Raw genomic sequence first — 19295 nt, 5'->3', positions numbered from 1 at the left:
TTTCCACCCTGACATTACCTTTTTATTTCTGTTAACATCCGCAGCTGTTCATTGTATTTTTCTTTTGGTAATTTTACATATCCAACCTCTTCAGCAAGATTACCTACATGCTGAATCATAAACTCAATATAATTTGCTACATTCATTTTATTTCGGATAGATGCATCATTTACATAAGCAAATAACGGCCTAGATAATGGCTTATACTTACCTGATTGAATGGTATCTTTCGTCGGAAGTACACCATTCACTTTTATTGCTCTCACCTTATCTCGATTGGCCATATAATAAGCATATCCTACAAAAGCAATGGCATTTTTATCATTCATTACCCCTTGCATAATAACTTGATCATCTTCAGACAAAGAGACTTTTTTTACAATGCGACTATTTTGTAAGATGACATTTTGAAAATAATCATACGTACCAGAGTCTACACCTGGCGCATAAAACTTCACCTGTTCACGTGGCCATGATGAATGAATTTGTGACCATCGCTTTTCGCTTCTATCTTCACTCCATAATAGACGTAACTCGTCTACCGTCATATTGTCTACCCAAGTATTTTGGCGACTCACAACGATCGTAAGGCCATCGTAAGCGACTTCAAACGGTGTAAACTGAATGGAGTTTTTTTTCATCTCATTTTCTTCCACTTGTTTCATTGCTCTCGAAGCATTATTTATATCTACTTCTCCTTTACTGAAACGATTAAATCCTCCTCCTGTTCCAGAAACACTGATGGAAATTTTCACGTTTGGATGCACCTTTGTATATTCCTCCGCTACCGCTTCTATAATAGGAAAAACTGTTGAGGATCCATCAACTCTCACTTCTCCCATTTCATTCACAGCAAATGCAGTAGACGTGCCAACATAAAAGAAACATGTCGACAATATGAAAACTTTAATCGATGCACTTATCCATTTCACGTGTTCTTCCTCCTAGAAGTAACCGGAAATAACAGGATTACAGATATAAGAATACTGCTAAACTATTAATTCGGTTTTAATTGTTTGTAAAAGTTTTGTAAAGTTCCACAAGAATCAACATTAGGTGAAATTCTAATCCGTAGCCATTGTTCATCTTCACTGATGATTGGTCCATAAAACCGTTATCCTCCAGAAAGATGCATAAGTATCATTTATGAGGCCCCTTAATTTTCCGCTATGATACGCTTGTCCACTTTATTAAAACGTATGCATGAACCATAAAAAAAAGCACACTATCTTTTCAGATAGTGTGCTTTTTTTACAACTTTTTTATTCATCATCTTGCTCTTTATTTTTCTTATCTATTTCATCTTTTGTAGCTTCGCCATTTTCTACCTTTTTCAAATCAAAGTACGCGTCCATAATGTCACGGCTAATATATCCATTAATACCTGATTTATCATCTACCCAAGGTACAACAACAGAAAATGCTACTTCAGGGTCTTCAAATGGCGCATAACCTACTAACGTTAAGTTATATGTCTCTTTGCGCTCACCTTTTGCATTTCTACCAATCTCTTTATCTCCGCCATACACAGTTTGAGCTGTACCTGTTTTACCAGCAGCTGTATATTTTGCAGTCGAAAAATAGCTTAAAGCCGTACCACCCGGACTGTTAAACACTTGCTTAAATCCTTCCTGAACACGTTTAATTTGTGATTCAGGCATATCTACACGGTTTAGTACTTTCGGTTCCATTGAATGAACAACTTTTCCAACTTCATCTGGTTTCACTGCCGGTTGACGAATTTCTTTCACAACTTGCGGCTGCATACGGTAACCACCATTTGCAATTGTTGAAACATATTGTGCTAATTGAAGCGGTGTATACGTATCATACTGTCCAATTGATAAGTCCAATAAGAAACCTGGCATATGATCTGTTCTACCTCTTTGTCCAGCCGTTTCATTCGGTAAATCAATGCCAGTTTTTACACCAAGTCCAAATTGACCGAAATAGTAACGCATCGTATCATATGATTTTTGTTTTATATCTAACGTACCGCCTCTTACATAGGGAACACCAGCAATATTCATCGCTGTTTTAAACATATAAACGTTTGAAGACATTTTTAACGCTGTAAGGTCATTAATATATCCCATCGGCTTCCAAGAAGATTTTTTTAGTGGTCCTTTTAATACAATTGGTTCATCGAGTTGAACTGAACCTGGTTGAATCGCGCCTGTTTGATATCCAGTAAGTATTGTCGCGCCTTTTACAGTTGATCCCATCGGATAAGAACTTGTCATCGTTCCTAATGCGAAATCTTGTACTTTCGTTTCGCCATTTTCATTCACTAACTGTTTCCCTGCCATAGATAAAACTTCACCATTTTTCGGATTCATCATTACAACGAATGCACGATCTAAAAGTGGTTGCCCACCTTTATATTTCAATAAACTTTTAGTGATAATTTCTTCTACACGCTTTTGTAATTCCATATCAATTGTTAAATTCAGATCATTACCACTTTGCCCTTTTGATACATTAATCGTTTCTAAAATATTACCGTTTTTATCTGTAATATTTTTCACTTCTGCCTTCGTACCGTGCAAACTATCTTCATATTGCTGTTCAAGATAACTTTTTCCTACTCGTTCATTTCGATTGTAATCACGAACAAGATAGTAATCTAGTCTTTCTCTCGGTAAACCTTCATCAGACGTTGACACCCCGCCAAGTACACTTCGGAATAAATCACCATCATATGCATATTTTCGTTCCCAATCGACACTCGTATCTACTCCTGGCAATTCCGCTAATGTTTCACTAATAATCGCATACTCTTTTTCTGTGGCATCCTTCTTAATGACTTGTGGTGTCATTGCATATCCGCCGTCCATTTTGCTTTTAATTGCTAGTATTTCTAAATCTTTTGCGGATAATTGATTCACTTCTTCTTCTGTAACGCGACTTCTTTGACGCTCATCTAATTCTTTATCGTCAATTTTTTTATCTTTTAACTCTTGACGATCTTTATTCGTAATTTTTTCTTTCGCTTCCTCTTTATGCATAGCAAGCCAATAATCTTTTTTATCACGATCTGTTAATTTATCTGTCGGTACTTCAATCAAATCTGCCAGCTTTTTCGCTGTTTCTAAGCGAGCCTCTGCAGTTGATCCTTTCATTTTTGTAAATGTAATCGTACGTACAGCTGCATTATCTACTACAGCTCGCCCATAACGGTCAAATATTTTCCCACGTGGTACAGGATTACTTATCGTCGAGTTCTCTTTCCTCTCCACTTCATTCTTATATTCCTCACCGCGAACAATTTGTACATATCCAAGCCTTACAATAACCGCGGAGAACATTAAAAACACGCAGAAAAACAGCACGTTTAACCGAAAAGGAACGTGAGTCTTTTTCTTTTGTTGTTTCTGCTTCTTGCTCATACAAACCCCCTCTACCAACAGCTATGTAATGTGAAAGGGACACCTTCATACAGGTGTCCTCACTGCTGTCTTACATCTTTTTCTATTCTAGCATAAAACAACCGAGAAGTTAACCTTCTGGTTCTGTTTGATTCTGCGCATTTGCTTGCGTTACAACACTTGTTTTACTTGCATTTCCCTCATCATATTTGACATTTTTAACTGCAAAATAAATAAGAAAATGTCCTGCACCTAAAATACATAATAAGTAAGGTAAACTTTTTTCGGGCGGAAAGAATAGTACAGCACATAAAAAACTTAAAATCGAGCAAATCCTTCCTGCATTTAACCATAATTCTCGGACAACTACATACTCTACACGCCACTCTCTCGCATTTTTCGCTCTGCCAATTACATCATATGTCATGGACCCGTACGGAACAAGCAAAATAGGGTATGCAACCGCAATACACGCTGCATAAATAAGTAATTTTGCGTATGTAACGTTGAATATAACTAAAAATACGACAGCATATAAAATAATGCCTCCAAGCAAAATTGCTTTTTTCCGCCACTCTTTCTTTAACATACGAGTGACTAAGTAGTAACATACAAATGATACAGCAGAATTTACTAAGCTATATTTTCCTAAGGCGAGTTCGCTATCCGTCGCTAAATACACGTACACGGAAATCACAAAAATAAACGTTCCCTCTCTCAACCCTTGGAAAAAATGAGCACGTGTAATTCTTCCCCAATTTTTATCAATCTGCCGCTCTTTCAATACTTGTACAATTTCATACCGTCCTTCACATTCTCTCTTAGATACAAAAAAGCTTAAAATAACAGCAATTGCAAATAACAGTAACGAAAGAAAGAATATGACCGTATAGCCACTCCATTTCTCCATACGTGAAATTGTGTATCCAGCTGCTATCGGTCCAATCATGCCAGAGAAGGATGTAAGAAGTCCAAGAAACCCATTAAAGAAATCTCTTGTTTCTGGTTCTGTAATCTCAAATGTTAATAAGTTAAACGCGAGCCAGTAAAAACCATATCCGACTCCTAAAAGAGCCCCCATTAATAAAATATAGTGAGAAGCGCTTTTTCCCGCTACTAAAACAACGATAAAAAAAATAGCTAACGTGCCTACGCCTATTCGTAACAAGATTGAGCGATCAATACGCTTCGCTAATTTCCCACCTATAAGAAATGTGAGAGGCTGTAATACAACGCTGGCCAAATTATACAAGCCAAGATTCACATAATTTTGTGTTTGTTTCCATAAATAAATGTTAACAAACGTATTCGATAAAGAAATTGCGAGCGTGTATAAACCTCCAATAAGGAGCAATAACACTAAATCCCGATTCACTTCAACGTCACCAATTACATGTTTCCACTTCATACACAACTCTCCTTTACTTCATGTTCTAGTCTTCCAAAGACAAGCCCAATTATGTAAAAGGAAAGCATAAAAAAGCTAGGAGCATTCTCCTAGCTTTTTTCTATCGTTATTACAATTATTTTGCTTCTTGGTAACGTTTTTCAGCAGCGTTCCAATCTACAACGTTCCAGAATGCACCGATGTAGTCAGGACGACGGTTTTGGTAATTTAAGTAGTAAGCATGTTCCCAAACATCTAAACCTACAACTGGAGTTTTACCTTCAGTTAGAGGAGAATCTTGGTTTGGCGTGCTTGTTACTTCTAATTCACCATTGTTTACTACTAACCAAGCCCAACCAGAACCGAAACGAGTTGCGCCAGCTTTTGCGAATTCTTCTTTGAATGCATCGAAGCTACCGAATTTCGCTTCAATTGCAGTTGCAAGTTCGCCTACTGGTTGTCCGCCGCCGTTTGGAGATAAGATTGTCCAGAAGAATGTATGGTTAGCATGTCCGCCACCATTGTTACGTACTGCTGTACGGATTGCTTCTGGTACTTCGTTTAAGTTTGCAACTAATTCTTCTACGCTTTTGTCAGCTAATTCTGCATGACCTTCTAAAGCAGCGTTTAAGTTTGTAATGTACGTGTTATGATGTTTTGTATGATGGATGTTCATTGTTTCTTTGTCAAAGTGAGGCTCTAAAGCATCATACGCATAAGGTAAATTTGGTAATTCGTGTTTTGCCATTGTTATATTCCTCCCAGTTTATGTATTGCCACTTAAGTGACATACAACTTCATTCTACCCTAATTGCCATAGGGTGCAAACAAATAAATCACATTGTCTTGCTATCATTAACGTAGCAAAAATCCCACTTCTTTTCAATTAAAATGCTCATATATTCCGTAAAAAAAGCTCCCTTCTACAAGGAAGCTTCCCACTGACATAATAAACATGCGAAATGGATATGGACCCTGTAGGACTCGAACCTACGACCGGACGGTTATGAGCCGTCTGCTCTAACCAGCTGAGCTAAGGGTCCACAATTATGTATGTAACAACATATCAAATAAAGGAATTCCTATCGGATATATCCTTTAAGAAATGTAAGATAAATTTACCATATGGCAAAGAAAAGTGTCAATTGTATTTTTCTCATATAAAAGAAGAAAATTAATAAAAAGAAATTTAGTTATCTCCACTATATGTAAATATAATATATCTTGAGATTCTCTAGATTCCTACGTTACAATGATTTTATACATACATAAAGGAAGTGAATCTATGTCCATATTTACCCAATTAGCAAAAAGCGTATATTCGCCTAAAGATATGGCGCTATTCCGTTTTCAAAAAATCGGAAAAACCATTTTGTATATTATGCTACTTTGTCTAATCACTACTATTCCAAGAACATTCTTTTACGGCAGCTTTATCCAAGATAGTGTCAGCATGGTAAATCAAGCAATTGAAAAAGATTTACCTGATTTTAAAATCGAAAACGGTGAACTAAAAGCAGATATTGAACAACCTATTCTAAAGGAAGAAGGAGATGCTCTTTTCGTATTTGATCCCAATACAACAGATATAGAAACATATAAAAACAAAACTGGTTTATTTATTTTAAAAGATAAAGTAGTTTCTATAGGAAATGGTCAAACACAAACATACTCCTATAATGATTTATTAGGGACATCTCTTGAGAAGAAAGATTTACAAGATTTCATTTCTGTATTCGATAGTATTTATCCAATTTTACTAGCCGTTATCGGTGTGTTAGTATACCTATTCCAATTGTTTATTACTTTCTTAGGAATTACTTTACTTGCGTTTATAGGTTCTGCTATGAGTGGTCAACGTAAATTATCTTATAAGCAAGTATGGACGTTAACTGCATACAGCTACACAATCCCAACAATCTTCTTTATGATTATGGATCTATTCAAAATCGTTGTACCTGGTTCAACATTTATTTATATCGCAGTTGTTTTAATTGTTCTTTACTTAACGATTAAAGAAGTTCCAAAACCGAAAGAAAAATAAAAACGAAAAAATGCCTAAATAGGCATTTTTTTTTTGGACAAGCATATATTCCTAGCAAAGGAGTGAAGAATATGAAAAGATTAGGTATATTCTTATTCGTGCTTGTTCTTGGTTATATATTTTATTACGATATAAAAATCGGCACTTTACCGATGTTAAGTTCATATAAAAAAACAACCGCGGCCCAAACGATAAAGCAAGAAAATACAGATACAAAACAAAATAAAGAGAACAAAGCAGAAAAAGAAACAGATGTAACTTATAAAACAATTGAAGTCAAAACAGGTGAGACAGTTCTTTCTATTACCGAACAAATTAATAAGAAAAAAATCCCTTCCATTGAAAAGGTAATTGATGACTTTAAACAACTAAACAAAAGTACATCTGCTACAAAAATACAAATTGGAAAGTCTTATAAATTCCCGTTATATCAATGAGCAATCACTTAATCCTTGTCAATTACATAAAGGCGCTGATACAATAGTAAAAGTGAAACCGAGCACTTCGGTTTCTATAGCCCTGTATCACGTATACTTTCATTGATATGAGGGACTAAATAAGAAACTTCTTTTATAAGGAGAGCGATCTATTCGTGAATGAAATGACTCATCGTACAAAAACACGTCCAGTTAAAGTCGGTAATTTAACAATTGGCGGTAATAATGAATTAATTATACAAAGTATGACAACAACAAAAACACATGATGTTGAAGCAACAGTTGCTGAAATTAAACGTTTAGAAGAAGCTGGCTGTCAAGTTGTCCGTGTTGCTGTTCCAGACGAACGCGCAGCAAATGCTATTGCTGATATTAAAAAACAAATCAACATTCCACTTGTTGCTGATATTCATTTTGATTATCGTCTTGCTTTAAAAGCAATTGAAGGCGGCATTGATAAAGTACGTATCAATCCAGGTAACATTGGTCGTCGCCATAAAGTAGAAGCTGTTGTAAATGCGGCAAAAGAACGAGGTATTCCAATTCGTATCGGTGTAAACGCAGGTTCATTAGAACGTCACATTTTAGAAAAGTACGGATACCCAACTGCAGATGGTATGGTTGAGAGTGCCCTACATCATATTAAAATTTTAGAGGACTTAGATTTCCACGATATTATCGTATCTATGAAAGCCTCTGATGTTAACTTAGCAATTGAAGCATACGAAAAAGCTGCTCGTGCTTTTGATTACCCATTACATTTAGGTATTACAGAATCCGGAACATTATTTGCCGGAACTGTAAAAAGTGCCGCTGGTCTTGGCGCAATCTTAAATAAAGGCATCGGAAATACACTACGTATTTCATTAAGTGCTGACCCAATTGAAGAAGTAAAAGTTGCGCGTGAACTATTAAAGTCATTCGGTCTTGCATCTAATGCAGCAACACTTATTTCTTGTCCAACTTGTGGTCGTATTGAAATTGATTTAATTAGCATCGCTAACGAGGTGGAAGAATACATCTCTACACTAAAAGTACCAATTAAAGTTGCAGTACTTGGTTGCGCTGTAAACGGTCCTGGTGAAGCTCGTGAAGCTGATATCGGTATTGCCGGTGCACGTGGAGAAGGATTATTATTCCGTAAAGGGCAAGTTGTTCGTAAAGTACCAGAAGAAATAATGGTAGAAGAACTGAAAAAAGAAATCGATGTAATTGCTGCTGAAATTGCTGCTGAAATTGCTGCTGAACGAGAAAAAGAAAAAGAAACACAAGAACAATAAAAAGAAGGTTGCCACAATATTTGTGGGCAACCTTCTTTTTTACGTAAAAAAGCTCGTCAGTTATGTAACCGACGAGTTCTTATTTTGCACATTTTGGACAACGGCCGTATATTTCAAACTTATGCCCGGTTACTTCATAACCGTTAAAATCTTTATTCATAAAATCCATCGGGCAGGAAGTAATCTCTTTCGTCCCCCCGCAATCTAAACAAATAAAATGATGATGATGTTCCATAATAGAACATGTAAAACGAAAATGTTTTTCACCATTTAATTCCGTTTGTTCTAAAACACCGATTTCAGCAAACACCGTTAAGTTACGATAAATCGTATCAAAGCTAAGACCTGGATAATCATCCTTCATATGCTCTAAAACGTCTTTCGCCGTTAAATAACGATTGTGAGCTGCAAATAACCTGAGCATTTCTTCCCTTTTCCCAGTATGTTTGTATCCTTTATCTTTCATTAGGCGTAAAGCTTCTGTTAGATTCATATCTATCCCTACTTTATGCAGTTTTTTTCTTTTTCCATAAAATCGCACCAATTAAAATAAGAACTGCTATCATAACAATTGTACCACCTGGTGCTAGATCAAGTTGATATGAAGCAAACATTCCACCAATTACTGCAATTTCACCAAATAAAATGGAAAAGAAAATTGTTTGTTTAAATCCATTTGCAATACGAATACTTGCTGCAACTGGTAACGTCATTAATGATGATACGAGAAGAACCCCTACTACACGCATTGATACTGCAATAACAAGAGCAACCAATATAATGAAAATAAAGTGAATCCACTTTGCACTCAAACCGGTTGATACAGCATATTCCTCATCAAACGATAGTAAAAATAACTCTTTGTATAATAAAGTAATCGTTACAATAACAACAATTGCTACAATGCCGATGATTATTAAATCCGTACTTGTTACAGCACTTACACTCCCAAATAAATAACTAAATAAATCAGTGTTAAATCCATTTGCAAGTGATATAAAAATAACCCCAATCCCCATTCCTGCTGAAAGAATAATCGGAATTGCTAATTCTTGATAATGTTTATATACAGTACGTAATTTTTCAATTAGTAACGCCCCACCAATAGAAAAAATCATTCCCATATATAACGGATTTAAAAATCCTCCTGTGAAAATTGTTTTTTCTAGTAGTAAACTTGCAGCAATACCCGATAATGTCACGTGACTTAAAGCATCCGCAATAAGCGACATTCGGCGAATGACAACAAATACACCGATAAGCGGCGCAACAAGTCCTATTAAAATCCCTGCATATAAAGAGTTCCGTAAAAAGTCATATTGTAAAAAATCTTGTATCATTATATCCTCCCGTGATGCTCATGCTCGTGTTCTAAACGATGAACATGATGTCCATATAAGACGGACATTTCTGCATCTTCTAACTCTCGGAACTTCTCTACATTTCCATGGAAATGTAGATGTTGGTTTAAGCATGCAACATGTGTTACCTTCTCAGTAACAGCTCCCATATCATGAGTAACGAGAATTAATGTGATTCCTAACCTTTTGTTTAAATCCTCTAATATCTCATAAAAACTTTCTACATTCTTCACATCGATTCCAACAGTAGGCTCGTCCAAAATAAGTAATTCAGGATCACTAACGAGCGCACGAGCAATAAATACACGCTGTTGTTGTCCACCAGAAAGTTCTCCGATATTGCGCCCTTGAAACGCACTCATCCCTACATCAGCAATCGCTTTTTCTACCTTTTCCTTATCGTTTTTCGTGAAAAAGCGAAACAGCCCTTTTTTCGAAACGAGTCCCATTGATACAACTTCAAAAACAGTGGCCGGAAAACCAGAATTAAAGCTATTTGCCTTTTGCGACACATAACCAACTTTGTTCCATTCTTTAAACTTCTTACTGTCAACACCAAACAAACGAATACTTCCCTGTTTTGGCTTTAAAACGCCTAATAAACATTTTAGCAAAGTTGATTTCCCAGAACCATTTGGCCCAACTAAACCTAAAAAAGCTCCCTTCGGAACTTGCAAATTAATATCTTCTAACACATTTCGATCTTCATATCGAAATGACAATCCTTCTATTTCTAATATATTATTCATAGCATCTCACCTATTTTAATTCAGAATGATTCCGATTTATATCTATTTGAATTATAGTACAGCTTATTATAGTTGTAAACCAATCTGCCTAAAATATATCAATCTTTTCAAGAAACCTTACTATTATAACAAAAAGCAGAGAAAAATTCTCTGCTTCCGAAAAATATTCCTATAAAATGAAACCTTAATCAGATGAGGCCATCCTCTAACGATTGGCGAGGGCTTTTACTGGATAAATTTTCTAGTGGATAGCCGATTTAAACTTGCCACCATTTGTCTCTTGTGTATTCATAATCGTAACAAACGCATTCGCATCAATTTCATACACAATTGATTTTAACTTCGTCACTTCCAGACGCGTTACAACTGCATAAATAACTTCTTTTTCTTTATCCGTGTAACCGCCTTTCGCTACAAGCTTTGTAGTTCCACGACCAAGACGATGCAAAATCGCATTTGATACTTCCTCATATTGATCTGATACAATTAAAACTGCTTTCGTTTCATCTAAACCTTGAATGACTGTATCAATTGTTTTGAATGCGATATAGTACGTCATAACAGAATACATAGCTTGTTCAACACCAAATACAAATGCTGCCCATGCAAAAATGAATAAGTTCACAAACATTACAAATTCGCCAACAGAGAAAGGTAATTTCTTCGTTAATAAAATACCCATAATTTCTGTTCCGTCCATTGATCCACCATGGCGAATAACGAGCCCTACACCAATACCTAAAATAAGACCACCAAACACTGTTGCTAAAATCGGCTCTGTTGTAAATGGCGGAACAGCATGTAACGTTGATTCAATAAACGCTAAAGCTACAATACCGAACGCCGAAGATAACATGAACGTTTTTCCGATTTGCTTATAACCTGAATACATAAATGGGATATTGAGAATAACGACTAAAGTAGAGAAACTTAACCACCAAATATTAGGAGTAAGATAATCTAATATAAGAGAAATACCAATAATTCCACCATCAATAATTTTATTTGGCATTAAAAATAGTTCAATCGCTACCGCTGCGCATGCTGCCCCAAAAATAATCATAACTAAACGATAAATAAGATGGATAACACTTTCTTTTCGGTGTTGCTTTTGTTCCATAAGTCCTCCTTATACTCTTTTTCTATAGTTTTGTCCTTATATTATACCATACGCTTCTTTTTCTCATGAAAAAAGAAACTCTATACGAATATGTACAAGCTACGTACTCATATATTTCGATAGAAGAACGTGTGAAGGAGGATAACTCAATGAACCTCATTAAACAACTTGTAAATAAAAAATTAAATCATATTTCTACAAAAGAGTTATTGAAATATAGTAAAGAGTATGAAGTTTCTATTACGACTGCACAAGCGGATCAAATTGTTTTACTTATGAAAGGAAAGAATATTAACATTTACGATAATGACGAACGGCTCGAGCTCTTAAAACAAATAGCAAAAGTAACCTCCCCTGCTACTGCCCAACAAGTAAATACTTTATTTCAGCAACTACTAAAATAAGGAGGGGAAAATCCCCTCCTTATTGCTTATTGCGCTTTAATTTTCTCAAGAATCCCTTCATCAAAAGTACCATTTTTCAGCATTTCGATTTCTAATTTATACGGCGGCTTCTTATCTTTTTTATCTTCACCTACATATGGCGTTTCAAGGATTTTTGGTACGTGCATTAACTGCGGATGATGCACAATATGATGTAACGCTTTATAACCGATATGACCGAAGCCGATATTTTCATGACGGTCCTTTCCTGCGCCGCATACATTTTTACTATCATTAATATGAAGTACTTGCAAACGATCCATACCAACAATCTTATCAAATTCATTTAATACGCCGTCAAAATCATTTACAATATCATATCCTGCATCGTGCGTATGACACGTATCAAAGCATACTGATAATTTTTCATTATATTTTACACCATCAATAATCTTTGCAATTTCTTCAAAGCTACGACCGCATTCTGTCCCTTTTCCTGCCATCGTTTCTAACGCAATGTTAACCGTCTGCTCTGGCGTTAATACTTCATTAAGCCCTTTAATAATTTGTTGAATACCAGCATCCGCTCCTGCACCAACGTGCGCACCTGGGTGAAGAACGATTTGTTTCGCTACACCTAATGCCGATGTTCTTTCAATTTCCATGCGAAGGAAGTCTACACCTAATTGGAATGTTTCTGGCTTCGTCGTATTCCCAAGATTAATAATATATGGCGCATGTACGATAATTTCCTCAATACCGTTTAGTTCCATATGTTTTCTTCCTGCTTCTATGTTCAATTCTTCTATTGGTTTTCTTCGTGTATTTTGCGGTGCACCTGTATAAATCATAAACGTCGTTGCACCGTATGAAACAGCCTCTTCACTTGCTGCTAATAACATTTTCTTACCACTCATAGAAACATGAGATCCAATCTTTAACATACAATCACCTCTTCAATATACAATAGATATAATAATAGCATAATTTGTAGAAATATGTAGCGAATTGTTTGTTCCTAAAACACTACGCAAATTGTAACTAGCTACACCGAAACTTTAATCAGTGTTTTTCCATTCCCCACCGATTATTATCCCGCAAATATCCGGATAAAAAAAGATAAGGGGGCTCCCCTTATCTTTTTTTATTGCTATATTTTTTCTTCACTTTATCACGTTCTGTTGCAAGTTTACGTTTATAGTTTGGTTTTACTTTTTTCGGCTTTTTAATAACTTTCGTTGCCATAACATCAAGTTCGTCATTTGGTTTTTTACGGCTCTTACGACGACGACGTTCACCTAAATCCGCCCACTCATCTCCGCGTAACTCTACATGCTTGAACTCAATATGACGTTGTTTTTCTAAACTATCTAACGCTTCTTCGTTTGCTGGATCATAAATCGTCACTGCAATACCTGAATGCCCCGCACGTGCTGTTCTTCCAACGCGGTGAACGAAGAAATCTAAATCTGATGGAAGTTCGTAGTTAATAACATGACTAATTCCTTCAATATCAATACCACGTGCTGCTAAATCAGTTGCAACAATATATTGGAATTCAAGATCACGAATTTGTTTCATCATTTTTTTACGATCACGCGGTGATAAATCTCCGTGAATTCGTCCAACTTTTAAGCCACGTTCCATTAATCCGTCAGCAACCTGATCCGCCATCTTCTTCGTATTCGTGAAAACAACTGCTAAATACGGTTTAAATTGTAGCAACATTTTGTTCACTAAATCGATTTTGTTACGATGTTTAGAAGGTACTAAATAATGCTCAATATTCCCAGCCGCAACTTGTTTTGGATTGATATGAATATGCTCTGGATTCTCCATATATTTCTTCAGAAACGGTTTTAGTTTTTGAGGAATTGTTGCAGAGAAAACTAGCATTTGCAAGTTTCTAGGCATGCGTGATGCAATTTTGTCTACATCATGAATGAATCCCATATCAAGCATTAAGTCTGCTTCATCGACAATAATAGTATTTGCTTTATGAACAAATAATGCTTGTGCTTCTACTAAATCTTTAATACGTCCTGGTGTTCCAACTACAATATGAGGTTGTTTTTTCAACTTTTCAATTGATCGTTGTTTATCAGTTCCACCAATTAAACAACGTGCTGTAATCATTTGATCTTCCGCACAAAACTTTGTTAATTTCACGATTTCTTCGTAAATTTGTTGTGCTAACTCACGAGTAGGCGCTGTAATAACAAGTTGTACTTCTTCACGACTTGCATTAATTCTGTTCAATGTAGGAAGTAAGTATGCATGTGTTTTCCCAGAACCTGTTTGGGATTGTCCAATTACACTTACACCTTTTTTCACGACCGGGAAAATTTTCTTTTGAATTCCTGTCGGCTCTGTAAAGCGTAGTTCACGAACTGCATCTATTAAAAATGGTTTAAAATCATACTGTGTAAAAGTTTGTTGTGTCATAAGTTACACCTTCTTTCTAAATTTCTACTGCGCGCACAAATCAGCCAAGTCTACATTATATCGAAATCTACAAGTAAAATCCATCTTTAGTTTAGGTTTTTACTTCAAAAACTAACCTTCTTCCCTCTTATTGCATATTGTATGTGTATATACCTAACTGAAGAAAGGAGGATTTCTCACATGTTTCCAAAATCCCATACAAGGCAAATGTATCCGAATCAAGGACAGCAACCTTATACACCATATCCAATTCCACAACTACCACCGATGGCGCAAAAAAAGAAAGGTTTCCTTGCTAAACTCTTTAAAAAACACGATCCAACTGAGCCTTTCATGCAAATGGTTCCACCTTATCGACAAATGGATGGACCGCCGCCAATGATGCACCAACAACCGCCGCCCCAATATCAACAACAATACCGATACCAACAGCAATACCAACAGCAATACCCGCAGCAGTACTCACAACAATATCAACCATACATGCAGCAACATCCAGAGCAAATGATCCCCCCTCAAATGTATGAATCAAATGAAACGCGCGGCGGTGCAGCAACTACAGCAGCATCAAGTAGCGGCATCGGCAGTTTTTTTGCAAATTTAATTTCGAATCCAACTAATATGATAAACAATATTGAAAAAGTATCCCAAGTCGTTCAATCTGTAAGCCCTGTCGTCGAACAGTACGGTCCTATTATGCGTAACCTACCAAGCATTGTTAAAATCCTCACCTCTGGAAAAAGTACGGAAGAAGATCCAACTGAAAATCAGGCTGAAGACATAACAGAAAACGTTGAGGTAGCAACTCCGCCTCCTCCACAAAAAAAAAGAAAAAGAAAAAAAATAGTGATTGAGCCTGTCATAGAAAAAGAATTACAAGAGGAGCCTGTTCATAAAATAGCAACAAAACCAAAACTATATGTGTAACAATCCTTTGTTTTCTATCCATTCCTCCTTTATAATGTAAAAGACTATGCACAAAAGTATCCCTTGTTTAGAAGGAGAGGATTACTCATATGAAAATTGTTAAAATTTCCCCTCGTGGTTATTGCTACGGTGTTGTGGACGCGATGGTTATTGCACGTAACGCCGCATTAGATACATCATTACCAAGACCTATTTATATTTTAGGTATGATTGTTCACAACAAACATGTAACAGATGCATTCGAAGAAGATGGCATCATTACGTTAGACGGTCCAAGTCGATTAGAAATTTTAGATAAAATCGAATCTGGTACTGTTATTTTCACAGCACACGGTGTTTCTCCAGAAGTTAAACAACGTGCAAAAGAAAAAGGTTTAACGACAATCGATGCCACTTGTCCAGATGTTACAAAAACACATGATCTTATTGAAGCAAAGAAAGCTGAAGGTTACCATGTCATTTATATCGGTAAAAAAAATCATCCAGAACCAGAAGGCGCAGTTGGTATTGCACCTGACATCGTTCACCTTATCGAAAGAGCTGATGATTTAAAAACATTAGAAATTCCAACAGATAAAATTTTAGTTACAAATCAAACAACGATGAGCCAATGGGATGTTCAACATTTAATGGAGGACATTCAGAAAAAATTCCCAACAGCAGAATTCCATAAGGAAATTTGTTTAGCAACTCAAGTTCGCCAAGAAGCTGTCGCTAAACAAGCTGATGTTGCAGACTTAACAATTGTTGTCGGTGATCCGAAAAGTAACAACTCAAATCGTTTAGCACAAGTATCACAAGAAATCGCTGGTACGAAAGCATACCGCGTTGCAGACGTAAGTGAGATTAAATTAGAGTGGCTACAAGGTGTAGAAAACGTAGCTGTTACAGCAGGTGCTTCTACTCCAACTCCAATTACAAAAGAAGTTATCGCTTTCTTAGATCAATATGATCCAATGAATCCCGCTACATGGGAGAGAGTTCGAAAAGTACCGTTACAAAAAATATTACCTCGTGTAAAAGTGAAAAAAGAACAATAATAAAAACCGTTGCCTATACGAGCAACGGTTTTTATTTTTCTTATACAAATGTAAATGGATCTGTATGTAATTGCGAAGCATGAATGTGTACATTGAATTTCTTTGCATCCACTTTTTCTTGTAATTGCTTTTGTACACCTTGCTTCATTACTTTTTCAACGTTATGTCCTGGGTCAACTATATTTAAACCGAGCATCATCGCATCATGAGCAACATGATAATACATGTCACCTGTTACATATACATCCGCTCCTTTAAATTTAGCTTGATTGATGTATTTGTTACCATCGCCACCAAGTACAGCCACTTTACGCACTTTATCATCTAATTTCCCAACAACTCTTGCGCCCTTCACATCTAATGATTGCTTTACATGTTCCGCAAACTGTCCAAGTGTCATTTCTTCTTGTAAATATCCTATTTTTCCAAGCCCTAATGTTTCACCTTTGTTATCAAGTGGATACACATCATATGCTACTTCTTCATATGGATGTGCCGTTACTATTGCTTTAATCACTTTTCGCTGTAGTGAAGCTGGAATTATCGTTTCGATTCGCACTTCTTCTACGCGTTCTAACTGCCCAGTTTCCCCGATATAAGGATTTGTTCCCTCTTGAGGTACAAACGTGCCTGTACCCTCGCTATTAAACGTACAGTGGCTATAATTGCCGATATGACCAGCACCTGCGTCTCCTAATGCTTTTCGTACTTCTTCTGCATGAGTTACTGGCACAAACACAACAACTTTTTTCATTTCTTCTGCATATGTCGGTGCCAAAACTTCTGTATTTTGCAATCCTAACGCCTCAGCAAGTAAATCATTTACCCCGCCCTTAGCAACATCCACATTTGTATGTGCTGCATAAATGGCAATATCATTTTTAATACACGTTTCAATAATTCTTCCGTACGCTTTATCTGTATGAATCGCTTTTAACGGATTAAAAATTAAAGGGTGATGCGCAATAATGACATTCGCCCCTAATTGAATTGCTTCATCCACAACTTCCTCCGTTACATCTAACGCAATCAATACGTGTTGTACGGGTTTATTAAGCGCTCCAATTTGCAGGCCAATCTTATCTCCTTCCATCGCCAAATGCTTCGGATACATACTTTCAAATAAAGAAATAATTTCATGGCCATTTGGAATTTTACTCATGATAAAACCTCCCGTATCATTTTCATTTTCGCTTCTACTTCCGCACGCTTCGCTTTTGTTTCTTCAGAATCAGCCGCACGTTCTAACTGCTTTAAAATATTTTGGAAGTTTTTTAATTCCCCTTCCCATTTTTCAACGAAAGCTTCACCTTTTTCTTTTATTAAAAATGGCCCCATAAATAATTCCGCTTGTTTATTCTCAGAATAAGGCACCGCGATGTTTCCTTGCTCGCCTACTAAAATCTCATAAATTTTCCCATCTTCTTTTACGATTTTTTCATGGATAAGCTCCCATCCATTCTCAATAAACCATTCACGAATGTGATGCGCTGCAATATTCGGCTGTAAAATTAAACGAGTTACCCCTTCTAATTTTTCTTTACCACTTTCTAAAATGTCACGAATTAACGCTCCGCCCATTCCAGCAACCGTAATTACATCTACTTCTCCTGGCGCGATAACAGCTAATCCATTCCCTTTACGCACATCTATTTTATCTTGTAAGCCACTTTCAGCTACAGTTGCTTGTGCAGAGCGAAATGGTCCATCTACAACCTCTCCAGCAACTGCTTTTGTAGCAATATTATTTATAATTGTATAACACGGTAAATACGCATGATCCGATCCAATATCAGCTACTGTAGATCCTACTGGTATTTCACTCACTACTTCTTCTAATCGTTTTGAAAGCTTTACTTCATTCATGTATTTCCATTACTCCTTCTCTTGTCAGTCTGTCTCCATGATAATGAATTTATAGTAGTTGTTGCAAGCCTATAAAAACAATTCACTTCTCTATCACTCATCGTATTTTAGAAAATATAGAAAAACAAGCCCTTTGCATAAGCAAAAGACTTGTCATACGGAACTTTATTTTTTCTTCGATAACCAATCAGCTACTTTAGCGGCTTGATCAGCTGGAACTATATTGGCAGGCATATTTCCTTTTCCTTTCGAAAGAATTTCTTTAATTTCATCTTTTGAAAGTTTCCCACCAATTTTTTGTAAATTAGGTCCTACTGCCCCTTGTAACTGGTCACCGTGGCAGCTCGTACAGCTTTGCTTCACAATATCCTCTGGCTTTGATGCTGTTTGTGCTGGCTTCCCACCATTTTTTGCATCAGCTAACTCTTTAGATTTATTTAGCCCCTGAAATGAAAATACAAACATAACGATAATACCTAATGCTGCAATAAGAGCGAACGGAATCAGCGGATTACGTTTCATATCTCTTCTCCCCCCTCTATACCCCTAAATAGTTAGATGATTCAGTCATTTCCATTGTACTTGAAAACGTTCTATCAGAAAAGAGTAAACTACTAATCGTTAAAAATATTCCATAAATTCAGTTTATTGTTTTTTATTGTTATATCGCTTATTATTTCGATAATTATTAACGTTTCTCATCATATTTTTCACTTTTCTACATATATTTTTGTATAGAATACACAAAATTAATCGAAAAATCGAAAAATGAGCATTTGCAAATCAAAAGACAATTCTGTAAAATAAATTACAAGAAATTGTAATCGTTGCCGATAGCTAAAGTTTAACAAAAGTTAACAAAATAAAAAAGTTTACTTCACAAAGGTG

19 protein-coding genes and 1 tRNA gene are annotated in these 19295 nt (G+C 36.1%); 6 read left to right on the top strand and 14 right to left on the bottom strand.

The window, feature by feature from the left end; translation table 11 throughout:
* Positions 1-14: 14 nt before the first annotated feature.
* The 5 genes from phoX to ACUN0F_RS11600 form a co-directional block, all read right to left on the bottom strand.
* Positions 15-932 carry a phosphate ABC transporter substrate-binding protein PhoX gene (phoX, locus tag ACUN0F_RS11620; protein WP_445539514.1) on the bottom strand — a complete coding sequence of 306 codons (918 nt, stop codon included), beginning with the start codon at positions 930-932 and terminating at the stop codon, positions 15-17.
* A 330-nt stretch (positions 933-1262) separates the two neighbouring features.
* The gene (locus tag ACUN0F_RS11615; RefSeq protein WP_445539513.1) at positions 1263-3389 is read right to left on the bottom strand and encodes a peptidoglycan D,D-transpeptidase FtsI family protein; all 2127 of its coding nucleotides are present in this window, start codon (positions 3387-3389) and stop codon (positions 1263-1265) included.
* A 109-nt stretch (positions 3390-3498) separates the two neighbouring features.
* On the bottom strand, positions 3499-4776 hold the full coding sequence (locus ACUN0F_RS11610; protein ID WP_264460799.1) for an MFS transporter: 1278 nt from the start codon (positions 4774-4776) through the stop codon (positions 3499-3501).
* Positions 4777-4891: 115 nt separating this feature from the next.
* Positions 4892-5503, bottom strand: coding sequence for a superoxide dismutase [Mn] (sodA, locus tag ACUN0F_RS11605; RefSeq protein WP_001052034.1), 612 nt, complete (start codon positions 5501-5503; stop codon positions 4892-4894).
* A gap of 221 nt (positions 5504-5724) precedes the next feature.
* Positions 5725-5798, bottom strand: a tRNA-Ile gene (locus ACUN0F_RS11600).
* A 242-nt stretch (positions 5799-6040) separates the two neighbouring features.
* Here ACUN0F_RS11600 and ACUN0F_RS11595 point away from each other — a divergent pair.
* The 3 genes from ACUN0F_RS11595 (at position 6041) to ispG (ending at position 8516) form a co-directional block, all read left to right on the top strand.
* Positions 6041-6799 carry a DUF1189 domain-containing protein gene (locus ACUN0F_RS11595; RefSeq protein WP_264460798.1) on the top strand — a complete coding sequence of 253 codons (759 nt, stop codon included), beginning with the start codon at positions 6041-6043 and terminating at the stop codon, positions 6797-6799.
* Positions 6800-6870: 71 nt separating this feature from the next.
* Positions 6871-7236 (top strand): protein YqfZ, encoded by a 366-nt coding sequence (yqfZ, locus tag ACUN0F_RS11590; protein WP_000825418.1) that lies wholly within the window; start codon positions 6871-6873, stop codon positions 7234-7236.
* A gap of 164 nt (positions 7237-7400) precedes the next feature.
* Entirely contained in the window at positions 7401-8516 is a 1116-nt protein-coding gene (ispG, locus tag ACUN0F_RS11585; protein WP_445540818.1) for a flavodoxin-dependent (E)-4-hydroxy-3-methylbut-2-enyl-diphosphate synthase, read from the top strand.
* A gap of 79 nt (positions 8517-8595) precedes the next feature.
* Here ispG and ACUN0F_RS11580 read toward each other — a convergent pair whose 3' ends face one another.
* The 4 genes from ACUN0F_RS11580 to ACUN0F_RS11565 all read right to left on the bottom strand — a co-directional run bounded on the left by ACUN0F_RS11580 (position 8596) and on the right by ACUN0F_RS11565 (position 11746).
* The gene (locus ACUN0F_RS11580; RefSeq protein WP_001054512.1) at positions 8596-9009 is read right to left on the bottom strand and encodes a Fur family transcriptional regulator; all 414 of its coding nucleotides are present in this window, start codon (positions 9007-9009) and stop codon (positions 8596-8598) included.
* Between the two features lie 13 nt (positions 9010-9022).
* The gene (locus ACUN0F_RS11575; RefSeq protein ID WP_000613823.1) at positions 9023-9856 is read right to left on the bottom strand and encodes a metal ABC transporter permease; all 834 of its coding nucleotides are present in this window, start codon (positions 9854-9856) and stop codon (positions 9023-9025) included.
* Positions 9856-10626 (bottom strand): metal ABC transporter ATP-binding protein, encoded by a 771-nt coding sequence (locus tag ACUN0F_RS11570; RefSeq protein WP_001059648.1) that lies wholly within the window; start codon positions 10624-10626, stop codon positions 9856-9858. Before ACUN0F_RS11570 ends, ACUN0F_RS11575 begins: the two co-directional genes overlap by 1 nt.
* A gap of 241 nt (positions 10627-10867) precedes the next feature.
* Positions 10868-11746: a YitT family protein gene (locus ACUN0F_RS11565; RefSeq protein ID WP_000435955.1), complete on the bottom strand. Its 879-nt coding sequence runs from the start codon at positions 11744-11746 to the stop codon at positions 10868-10870.
* A gap of 149 nt (positions 11747-11895) precedes the next feature.
* On the opposite strand from ACUN0F_RS11565, the gene ACUN0F_RS11560 reads away from it, so the two are divergent.
* A complete protein-coding gene (locus tag ACUN0F_RS11560) occupies positions 11896-12150 on the top strand; it encodes a DUF2624 domain-containing protein (protein WP_001048965.1) in 255 nt (84 codons plus the stop codon).
* A gap of 26 nt (positions 12151-12176) precedes the next feature.
* Here ACUN0F_RS11560 and ACUN0F_RS11555 read toward each other — a convergent pair whose 3' ends face one another.
* Positions 12177-13073 carry a deoxyribonuclease IV gene (locus ACUN0F_RS11555; RefSeq protein WP_000912444.1) on the bottom strand — a complete coding sequence of 299 codons (897 nt, stop codon included), beginning with the start codon at positions 13071-13073 and terminating at the stop codon, positions 12177-12179.
* A 190-nt stretch (positions 13074-13263) separates the two neighbouring features.
* Positions 13264-14574 (bottom strand): DEAD/DEAH box helicase, encoded by a 1311-nt coding sequence (locus ACUN0F_RS11550; protein ID WP_000194012.1) that lies wholly within the window; start codon positions 14572-14574, stop codon positions 13264-13266.
* 180 nt (positions 14575-14754) lie between these two features.
* On the opposite strand from ACUN0F_RS11550, the gene vrrA reads away from it, so the two are divergent.
* Together vrrA and ACUN0F_RS11540 are read left to right on the top strand one after the other, a co-directional pair.
* Complete coding sequence (gene vrrA, locus ACUN0F_RS11545) at positions 14755-15501, top strand: VrrA/YqfQ family protein (RefSeq protein WP_445539512.1); 747 nt, start codon at positions 14755-14757, stop codon at positions 15499-15501.
* 89 nt (positions 15502-15590) lie between these two features.
* Entirely contained in the window at positions 15591-16541 is a 951-nt protein-coding gene (locus tag ACUN0F_RS11540) for a 4-hydroxy-3-methylbut-2-enyl diphosphate reductase (protein ID WP_000706674.1), read from the top strand.
* A gap of 40 nt (positions 16542-16581) precedes the next feature.
* Here the strand turns inward: ACUN0F_RS11540 and ACUN0F_RS11535 are convergent, their stop codons facing one another.
* The 3 genes from ACUN0F_RS11535 to cccA form a co-directional block, all read right to left on the bottom strand.
* The gene (locus ACUN0F_RS11535) at positions 16582-17703 is read right to left on the bottom strand and encodes a Nif3-like dinuclear metal center hexameric protein (RefSeq protein WP_000036227.1); all 1122 of its coding nucleotides are present in this window, start codon (positions 17701-17703) and stop codon (positions 16582-16584) included.
* A complete protein-coding gene (locus ACUN0F_RS11530) occupies positions 17700-18407 on the bottom strand; it encodes a tRNA (adenine(22)-N(1))-methyltransferase (RefSeq protein WP_445539511.1) in 708 nt (235 codons plus the stop codon). The genes ACUN0F_RS11535 and ACUN0F_RS11530 overlap by 4 nt, the downstream gene beginning before the upstream one ends.
* A 165-nt stretch (positions 18408-18572) precedes the next feature.
* Positions 18573-18929 carry a cytochrome c550 gene (cccA, locus tag ACUN0F_RS11525; protein ID WP_000828141.1) on the bottom strand — a complete coding sequence of 119 codons (357 nt, stop codon included), beginning with the start codon at positions 18927-18929 and terminating at the stop codon, positions 18573-18575.
* Between the last annotated feature and the right edge of the window lie 366 nt (positions 18930-19295).

This window comes from Bacillus sp. 1A, from assembly GCF_052682215.1.
This window is presented reverse-complemented; position numbering and strand designations above follow the sequence as displayed.